Genomic DNA, 7,210 nt, shown 5'->3' on the forward strand with positions numbered 1-7,210 from the left:
CCTGGTGTTGATCCATAACCTACATCCTCTATACTAAGAGCGCCAAACCAATAAGCATGTTGTGTTGGACAAGCAGCAGTTACAAAACTAATTTCATTTCCATAAACTGTAATATTGTTTTCTGTAACAACAAAAGCTCTAACATAGTATAAAGTGTTAGGTGAAAAATCTGGATATCCTTGAACTGCAGAATCAAAAGTATAAGTGTTTGAACTTAAATTAACTTCTAAAGCATTGCCACCACCAAATGATGTAAATTCATATATAGGATTAGGATTCAAGGAATAAACAAATCCAGCTGTTGTCTTCAATTGATTAATATTTACATTACTAATGCTTGCGCTAAATGAAGCAGTTGTTCCTATAATATTTGTGACTGGGTTTGTTGTTATTGTTGGTGATATTAAACCTGTATTATTACTAGAAGCTGAACCAGCTGTATTGGCATACAACGCATAAGGAACGCTTAACAATTGTGTGGTTCCCATAGCCACAAAGTTTGCGCCTGTATTCAATTCAATACCTAAATAATATGTTCCGCTTCCCCAGTTAATCCCTGCAAAAGTTCCAGTTGTAGCAGTACCTGTTCCTATTACTAGGTTTACTTGTCCTAAATCATCTGTTGGTGCTTGGTGAGTTTCTGAATAAACTGGCAAACTCGTTTGAGAGTTCAACATTATATTGAACTTAAACAACACGTTTTGGTTGGTAATAAGAGCTCCAGCTGAGTTTCTAACTGTTGCTTGATAGTTGAAACCTTGTGGTGCTTGTGCTGTTGCAATAATCGTAATTGCGAATGCTAAAAGTGTATAAAGTTTTTTCATAATTATTTTTTGATGATTTTATAAGTGTTCTTTTTGTTGGTGGTTGTATTTTCAATCGTTACCATGTACATCCCTTGAGTGTATTTTGATACATCCAAAGGTTCTTCTTTGTTGATTGTTCCTGAATACAACTGTTTGCCATTCAAATCCACAATGGTAATTCCAAAAGAACTCATATCAGGATGTGATACATACAACGATTGTGAGGTTGGGTTGGGATATACCTTGATTTCTACATTTAAAGTAGCGTCATCAATGCTTAATGCTTGTATATCCATGGCAGGATAATACCCATTACCTAATTGATTGCCTCCAGCAGTCATTAAACCCACAACAGGCTCACCAGTAGTCCAAGAAATCTTAAGATTGGAATTGCTTTGTGTTTTTCCAGCAGTGCCTATAACTTGCTTAGAAACTGTTTGTGAGAAGCACGTGGTAGTTACTAACAAAAACAGTGTTAATTTTTTCATATGTCATTTAGTTTTAAGCAACTGTTTTAGTTGCTAGGGTTATTTACTCTTTTATAAACTTATTTGCATTGTTACCAGCTATTTTTAGATAATAAATGCCTTTCGACAATTGCTCTACATTTATTGTGGTATCAACTTCAGTAATTTTTCCATTTAAAACTACTCTTCCTAAACCATCAATTATAGTATATGTTTGATTGATAAAATTGTAGTCTGTTTTTACATTTAAAATACTTATTACAGGGTTTGGATATAGTTGTAAACTACTTGTTTCAAATTCCTCTGTGTCTAAACTTGAACAATCTAGTCCGCCATCTGTGATAGTCCATCCATAAGTGCTAATTATTGAACTTCGAGCTGAGGCTCCATTGCAATATTTAGAATTCCCTCCTGAAAAAGTTACATTTGGTTTTAATGGAGCTTCATTTGGACTTATAGTTGACCATCCAATAAGTGTGGCATCATAATTAGCTGTTGAAAGTTGAGCTCCATAAAACATATAATTCAAATTAGTTACATTACTCACATTCCAAGAACCAATATTTTGGTTAAAGGAGGTAGCATTACCAAACATACCATCCATTCGAGTTACATTACTCACATTCCAAGAACCAATTGGTTGGTTAAAGGAGGAAAGATTAACAAACATATTACTCATATTAGTTACATTACTTACATTCCAAGAACCAATAGGTTGGTTAAAGTTGCTAGTATTGGAAGACATAGCAAACATATAACTCATATCAGTAACATTACTCACGTTCCAAGAACCAATTGGTTGGTTAAATCCAAAAGCATTAGAAAACATATTCAGCATATTAGTCACATTACTCACATCCCAGGAGTCAATATTTTGATTAAATGAGTAAGCGCCACCAAACATTTGTTGCATAGTATTCACATTACTAACATTCCAAGAACCAATAGGTTGGTTAAAGGCCCAAGAATGATTAAACATACCTAACATATTAATTACATACCTGACATTCCAAGAACCAATAGGTTGGTTAAAGGCATAACAGTCGTTAAACATAAAACTCATATCAGTCACATTACTCACATCCCAAGAGTCAATATTTTGATTAAAGTAAGTCCCCTCAGAAAAACCAGGTGAGCTGGAATAGAAAAACAAATTCTGCATATTTGTCACAAGAGTAGTTATTATATTATTAAAAGGAATAGGTGACGACCCACCGGGTGGTGTAAAATAATTTATCCCCGATGGAAAATTTCTGGCGTACCAGTTAATAATGTGTTTAGTTGAATTATCAACAATGGCAAACCATTCCATTCCTGTTCCTCTTGGGTTGGCTTGAACAAAATAGGGAGATGGTACTGTAGTTCCTGTCCATTTAACGGTAACACTATTAGCGTCTAATACAACTGTTTGTGAATAGATCGTTTGAGATGTTGTAATCAGTAAAATGATTAAGAGTAGTATTCTTTTCATGTTTTTCTTATTAAATCCCCTCAAATGTAGTGAACTATTTTAACATATTGAAGCTTCCTAAGATGCTTTTATTTCTGTTCTTAGTTAACGTATGTATTTCGTTATTAAACGTTTGGAATGTTTAATCAGGGGGATGCGTCCAACATGAAATTTAACACCAGGGGGTTTGGTAGGGAGGAGGCTTCAATCTCACTCACACTAAAAACTAACCAAATTGGTTAGAAATTTTGGAAAAGTATTATGTAACAAAATGAACGCCCAAAGTAAGACCTATCGATTGCTTTATTAAAATTTTAATAAAAAAATTGTTTGGTTTCATTAGGATTTTCAACAGAACTTTTTAAAGTTGGGTAATCATTAGAATTATAAGTGTATTGCCAATTAGAAACAAAATTACTTGTTCCAATTGATGTATCCATTTTTATTAAGTTATGGTTAATTTCACTGGTTAAAGTCCCAAAAACAGCATATGAGAGTTTATCACTACCAAGCACATTTTTAAAAGGACTATTTTTATTGTCGTAGGTAAAACTATTTGTTTCTGTTATTGAACCAATGTTTTCAACTAAACTACTCACTTCTCCATTGTTGAATATTATTGTTTTTGTTTCATTGAGAGTGGTTTGTGAAGTTAAATCACCTTCATATTCAGAAGATGAAATTGTTCCGTCTGAATTGTAAGTGTAAGTTGCTCTTCTTCCTGAATCGTTTGCGTAGTTAAGTACAACAAAAGAGGCTAATTTATTGTCTAAATTGTAATTATAAATACTCCTTCCGACTAAAGTATTAGTGTTGTCAAAGATATCAACTTTAGTGATTAAATCACCTGTATAAGTAAAACTCCCTGTGCTTGCTATACTACCAGTAACCGAAAATGTTGCATCAGCAATTTTATTTCCATTGTATGTAAAAATAGTTGTGAATACCCCATCAGGGCTGGTCTCAATAATTTTTTTTACTAAAACTGAAGTCGAGTTACTAGAATTGTTATCATCAGATGAACAAGATTGTAGCATTAAAAAGCTTATGCTGAAGAGGTAGAGTATTTTTTTCATTTTTAATTAGTCTTTAATACAGCGAACAGAACTACCTGAACCTTTTCCTATTCCTGATAAAATAATGTTGTCAGAATCGTAATTTATACCTGTGTGGTAACCAAAACCTCCAGTACTTGATGAACTCCACCAGCCACCATAAGTTCCAATCCCTCCATCAAAATTTCCAAAATAATTACGATCACCACTAGGTAGTGCTGTAAATCCACTACTGTTATTTGCTCCTGTATTAGGACTATTCCAATGAGTAGTACCTACTTCTTTCATTTTTCCTCCAGCTATGCTATAAGTGTTTCCACCTATATATAGGCCACCAAGACAATTTATCAATGAAAGCCATTCTCCAAAAGTTGGCACATGCCATCCTGTAGGAGCAATTTTTTTTCTTAATGTTGGGTCAGACAATGATGCAGCATCATAAATGCCAGCTATTGCATACCAATTATACATTTTACCATAAATTGGACCATTTGATGCATCATTATTGTTATAGCACCAAGCGCCAGTAGTTAAATTTGACCATTGTGTTGGGTCAGTTACTTGAGGTATTGGTGTTCCATCAGTATATTTAGAAACATTTAAATCTGACTTTGTCCAAGTCTTTCCACAAATAGATAATGGTAAATAGGTATTTCCATCAATATCAGTTACAGGCAATGTATTAATGTAATTTTGTAAAATTAATATCTGAGCATCAACATAATCTTTGTTTACAGCATCTTTGAGGTCCACAGGATCTCCAAGATTTATAATTTTAGTGTTATCAGCACTATTCCCAGCATTCAATACTGAAGTTAAGTTTTGAGGTGTCGAAGTTGCAGAACTATTAGAATACAGTGCATAAGGAACACTCAACAACTGTGTAATTCCCATATCAACATAACCACCTGAACCAGTATTTAGTTCTATTCCTAAATAATAAGATCCATTACCCCAGTTTATATTAGAAAACGTTCCTGTAGTGGCTGTTCCTTGTCCTACCACTAAGGCAATATGTCCTAAATCATCTGTGTTAGCAGTTTGATTTTCACTATAAACTAATGTACCAGTTACAGAGTTTTGATAGATATTGAACTTAACCAAAACGATTTGATTTACAATCAATGCACCAGCACTATTTCTCACTGTTGCTTGATAATTGAATCCTTGAGGAGCTTGTGCGTTTATTGTTGTTATTACAACTAGCGCTAAAAGAGTAAAGAGTTTTTTCATTTTATATTGGTTTTATTTTTTTATTATTTTATAGGTGTTCTTTTTTTGTGTTTCTTTATTTTCTACTGTAACCAAATACATTCCTTGAGTGTATTTTGATACATCCAAAGGTTCTTCTTTGTTGATTGTGCCTAAATACAATTGCTTGCCATTTAAATCCATAATGGTAATTCCAAATGAATTCATATCAGGATGCGTTACATACAAGGATTGTGAGGTTGGATTGGGATAAACTCTTAATTGAACATCCAAGACATTATCTTCCACGCTTAGCGCTTGTAAATCTAAAGCTGGATAATAACCATTACCTAATTGATTGCCTCCAGCAGTCATTAAACCCACAACAGGCTCACCTGTGGTCCAAGAAACTTTGAGATTGGAATTGCTTTGTGTTTTTCCAGCAGTTCCTATAACTTGTCTTGAAATGCTTTGAGAATAACTAATAGTAGTCATCAATAAAATCATCACGATATTTTTCATACTTAATAATTTAAAGTACAAATATATAAAAATTCAGTTACATGCAACCTATTGTAAACAATTACATACATTTAATCAGATGAAAGTAATTTTCCACAATGGAAAAAAGAGTTCGTAAATCACCACTTACCCCTGATATCATTAATCTTGGGAAGCAAATAGAAGAGATAATAAAGCTAAAAGGATTGAAGACTAGAGAGGTTGCTCATGATGCAGACCTTGATGTAGAAAACCTAAGAAAGTACATTAAGGGGAAGCAAGAGATGAAAGTTTCAACCATGCTTAAAATAGCCAAATCTTTAGGTGTGTCTGTAGCTGACCTATTTAAATTCTATTCAAATGATTAAGGGGGAGCTATCGAAGGTAATCTATTTATAGAGGGTGTTTTGTTGGAAGGGAGCTTCAAATGCATGCACAGGTAAAATAATCAACGTGCTTAGAGATGCTGGGAAATAACTTTTTCTGTTATGCCTTAATGCATCCAAAATCATCCACACAATGCTATATTTATATTTATGACTGCTAACTATACATTGATGCTTATACAGGACAATATAGAGGTGGTGTGTGTACTGCTTTGCATTTACACATATGGAATAAAACTAAAAGCTTATATCAACTAATTACTGGTCTAATATTGCCCTTTACAGATGAGAATTACATGCTAAAACATGTAATCACAATTTATTTTAAAAGAATAATTGTATTAAACTTGATAATCAATTAGTTATGTTATTTTTATGAATTATTTTATTCATAAATATCGCTATATTGAATTATTTTAATACATTTGTATACTAAATTAGATAAAAAATGGGAGAAGTAAAAAGACGTTATAAAGACACGAAATTGAATACTGCCAATAAAATGCTGCTTGATTCTAAAACAGGCGAGATAAGCGATATTGGAAATATTAGAGTAATGGAAAGAAAAGACTCTGGAGAGATAACAATAAATAGCAAGGCTTACGTTTACCTTGACACAAACTGCTTAACAAACTTACTTCATAATGGAATAAAAGAAGTTGATTTAGCATTGTTAATTTCGCTTTCCAGCAATCTACTTATTGGCCATAACATTTGCATGAGAAATGAGTTTGATCCACATACTACTGCAACTATTGCTAAGCAGTTTGGCCACTCTGTTCAAGCAATAAAAAAGAAACTGAATAGACTTGTGGAACTAAACGTTCTTTTTTATGGCGTATTTAAAGATAAAAAAAGCATGGGCAAGGTTTATGTTATCAATCCTCATTTAATTCGAAAGGGAGCAAAACTAAGAGCAACCCTTGGGGATATTTTCAACGATATTAAGTAACTACCTTATTACTTGTTGATGCATCGCATCAAGTATGTCCAATTCAAAAGAATCGAGGTAGATGTTAGTTATCTTATTACCATACTCATGTCCTAGAGCTTCAGCAATCAACTCATTAGAATACCCCATTCGCTTTGCTATAGTAGCAAATGAATGCCTACTTGAATATGTTGTTACAGGACAACCTAGACCAACCTCTGCAGACAATCGCTTCAAATATTTATTGGTGGTCTTGATGCATTGTTGGATTGTTCTTTTGGCTCTTAGACTGTCTTCAGGAACATCAATTGGTATAATAGGGAGTAAGTAATCACTTCCAGGAACTTGCATCTGATTTATTATAGTTTCTGCTACAGGAAACAGCTTTACACTGTAGTCTTTATGTGTTTTTCTTCTTCTATA

Annotated in this window: 8 protein-coding genes and 1 pseudogene; 2 read left to right on the forward strand and 7 right to left on the reverse strand. The window is 33.2% G+C overall.

The genetic code is table 11. The features are described 5' to 3' along the window. The 6 genes and pseudogenes from ACOYLT_RS09370 to ACOYLT_RS09395 form a co-directional block, all read right to left on the reverse strand. Positions 1 to 824 (reverse strand): annotated as a pseudogene (locus tag ACOYLT_RS09370) (hypothetical protein); the annotation flags it as partial. A gap of 2 nt (positions 825 to 826) precedes the next feature. Beyond that, the gene (locus tag ACOYLT_RS09375; protein ID WP_422853595.1) at positions 827 to 1,294 is read right to left on the reverse strand and encodes a T9SS type A sorting domain-containing protein; all 468 of its coding nucleotides are present in this window, start codon (positions 1,292 to 1,294) and stop codon (positions 827 to 829) included. Positions 1,295 to 1,337: 43 nt separating this feature from the next. Further along, positions 1,338 to 2,744, reverse strand: a complete 1,407-nt coding sequence (locus ACOYLT_RS09380) for a BspA family leucine-rich repeat surface protein (RefSeq protein ID WP_422853596.1) — start codon at positions 2,742 to 2,744, stop codon at positions 1,338 to 1,340. A gap of 293 nt (positions 2,745 to 3,037) precedes the next feature. Further along, positions 3,038 to 3,799, reverse strand: a complete 762-nt coding sequence (locus ACOYLT_RS09385) for a hypothetical protein (RefSeq protein ID WP_422853597.1) — start codon at positions 3,797 to 3,799, stop codon at positions 3,038 to 3,040. A 6-nt stretch (positions 3,800 to 3,805) separates the two neighbouring features. Beyond that, complete coding sequence (locus tag ACOYLT_RS09390; protein ID WP_422853598.1) at positions 3,806 to 5,011, reverse strand: fibrobacter succinogenes major paralogous domain-containing protein; 1,206 nt, start codon at positions 5,009 to 5,011, stop codon at positions 3,806 to 3,808. A gap of 12 nt (positions 5,012 to 5,023) precedes the next feature. After that, positions 5,024 to 5,491 carry a T9SS type A sorting domain-containing protein gene (locus tag ACOYLT_RS09395; protein ID WP_422853599.1) on the reverse strand — a complete coding sequence of 156 codons (468 nt, stop codon included), beginning with the start codon at positions 5,489 to 5,491 and terminating at the stop codon, positions 5,024 to 5,026. A 98-nt stretch (positions 5,492 to 5,589) separates the two neighbouring features. On the opposite strand from ACOYLT_RS09395, the gene ACOYLT_RS09400 reads away from it, so the two are divergent. Both ACOYLT_RS09400 and ACOYLT_RS09405 read left to right on the forward strand, forming a co-directional pair. Then, on the forward strand, positions 5,590 to 5,838 hold the full coding sequence (locus ACOYLT_RS09400; RefSeq protein ID WP_422853600.1) for a helix-turn-helix domain-containing protein: 249 nt from the start codon (positions 5,590 to 5,592) through the stop codon (positions 5,836 to 5,838). Positions 5,839 to 6,304: 466 nt separating this feature from the next. Continuing rightward, on the forward strand, positions 6,305 to 6,808 hold the full coding sequence (locus ACOYLT_RS09405) for a hypothetical protein (RefSeq protein WP_422853601.1): 504 nt from the start codon (positions 6,305 to 6,307) through the stop codon (positions 6,806 to 6,808). Here the strand turns inward: ACOYLT_RS09405 and ACOYLT_RS09410 are convergent. Next, positions 6,809 to 7,210: tyrosine-type recombinase/integrase (locus ACOYLT_RS09410; protein WP_422853602.1), on the reverse strand; the 402-nt coding region annotated here is incomplete at its 5' end.

This window comes from Flavobacterium sp. (assembly GCF_049318185.1).
GTDB lineage: Bacteria > Bacteroidota > Bacteroidia > Flavobacteriales > Flavobacteriaceae > Flavobacterium.

Excerpts from the sequence above, each read along its gene's own strand:
- ACOYLT_RS09385 (WP_422853597.1), bottom strand. The coding sequence starts at position 3,799 with ATGAAAAAAATACTCTACCTCTTCAGCATAAGCTTTTTAATGCTACAA.
- ACOYLT_RS09380 (WP_422853596.1), bottom strand. The coding sequence starts at position 2,744 with ATGAAAAGAATACTACTCTTAATCATTTTACTGATTACAACATCTCAA.
- ACOYLT_RS09395 (WP_422853599.1), bottom strand. The coding sequence starts at position 5,491 with ATGAAAAATATCGTGATGATTTTATTGATGACTACTATTAGTTATTCT.
- ACOYLT_RS09375 (WP_422853595.1), bottom strand. The coding sequence starts at position 1,294 with ATGAAAAAATTAACACTGTTTTTGTTAGTAACTACCACGTGCTTCTCA.
- ACOYLT_RS09400 (WP_422853600.1), top strand. The coding sequence starts at position 5,590 with ATGGAAAAAAGAGTTCGTAAATCACCACTTACCCCTGATATCATTAAT.
- ACOYLT_RS09405 (WP_422853601.1), top strand. The coding sequence starts at position 6,305 with ATGGGAGAAGTAAAAAGACGTTATAAAGACACGAAATTGAATACTGCC.
- ACOYLT_RS09390 (WP_422853598.1), bottom strand. The coding sequence starts at position 5,011 with ATGAAAAAACTCTTTACTCTTTTAGCGCTAGTTGTAATAACAACAATA.